Annotated in this window: 1 protein-coding gene; it reads left to right on the top strand. The window is 68.5% G+C overall.

Annotation, left to right across the window (positions count from 1 at the left end):
* The coding region (locus tag B8460_RS15090; protein WP_148360631.1) for an Rne/Rng family ribonuclease at window positions 1–1,456 on the top strand (1,456 nt) is incomplete at both ends.

Below are 1,456 nucleotides of genomic sequence, written 5' to 3'. Positions count from 1 at the left end.
GGAGCCGGCCGCCGACCTGCCGCCGCCGGAGACGGTGGGCGGCGAGGCGGACGCCGAGCCCGACCAGCACAGCCGCTCGATCCCGATCAGGTACCTCCGCAACTACAAGATCCAGGAGGTCATCAAGCGCCGGCAGATCATGCTGGTGCAGGTCGTCAAGGAGGAGCGCGGGTCCAAGGGTGCCGCGCTGACCACCTATCTCTCGCTCGCCGGCCGCTACTGCGTGCTGATGCCGAACTCGCCGCGCGGCGGCGGGATTTCGCGCAAGATCACCTCCGCCGCCGACCGCAAGCGGCTCAAGGAGGTGATGGCCGAACTCGACATCCCCGACGGCATGGGCCTGATCGTCCGCACCGCCGGCGCCAACCGGCCGAAGCCGGAGATCAAGCGCGACTGCGAATACCTGATGCGGCTGTGGGACGACATCCGCGAACACACGATGCAGTCGGTCGCCCCCGCGCTGATCTACGAGGAAGCCAGCCTCATCAAGCGCGCGATCCGCGACGTCTATTCGCGCGACGTGGACGAGATCGTGGTGGACGGCGAGGAAGCGTGGCGCGCCGCCCGCAACTTCATGAACATGCTGATCCCGAGCCACGCGCGGAAGGTGATCCTGCACAAGGACACCGAGGGGACGGCGCCGCTGTTCACCTGCCATCAGGTGGAGGCGCAGCTCGATTCGATGCTGAACCCGACGGTGCAGCTGAAATCGGGCGGCTATCTCGTCATCAACCAGGCCGAAGCGCTGGTCGCGATCGACGTCAACTCCGGCCGCTCGACCCGCGAGCGCAACATCGAGGAAACCGCGCTGCGCACCAATCTGGAGGCCGCCGACGAGGTGGCCCGCCAGCTGCGCCTGCGCGATCTCGCCGGCCTGATCGTCATCGACTTCATCGACATGGAGTCGAAGAAGCACAACGCGATGGTGGAACGGCGCATCAAGGATGCGCTCAGGGGCGACCGCGCGCGCATCCAGGTCGGCCATATCAGCCATTTCGGCCTGCTGGAGATGAGCCGCCAGCGGCTGCGCCCGTCGCTGGCGGAGACCAACTTCACCACCTGCCCGCACTGCAACGGCATCGGGCTCGTGCGGACCACGGAAAGCGCCGCGATCCACGTCCTGCGCGCGATCGAGGAAGAGGGTGCGCGCCAGCGCGCGGCCGAGGTGATGGTGCATGTCGCGCCGGCGCTGCTGCTGTACCTGTTCAATCACAAGCGCGAACGGCTCGCGACGATCGAGCGGCGCTATCAGATGCGCGTGCTGTTCGACGCCGACGCGGCGCTGAGCGGCACGCAGCACCGCATCGACCGTCTGCGCGCGCAGACGCCGCGCGAGGGTGCGCGCGAGGAACCGGGGCCGGTCGCCATGCTCGCCCCGCCGGCCGAGATCGCAGCCCCGCGCGAGGAGACGATGCACGACATCGAGGCGGTGGCCGAGGCCGACGAGACGGTCGAG

Origin of the sequence: Acidisphaera rubrifaciens HS-AP3 (assembly GCF_000964365.1) — a bacterium.
Classification (GTDB): Bacteria; Pseudomonadota; Alphaproteobacteria; order Acetobacterales; family Acetobacteraceae; genus Acidisphaera; species Acidisphaera rubrifaciens.
The sequence above is the reverse complement of the archived record's forward strand: the minus strand, read 5'-3'. Positions and strand labels throughout refer to the sequence as shown.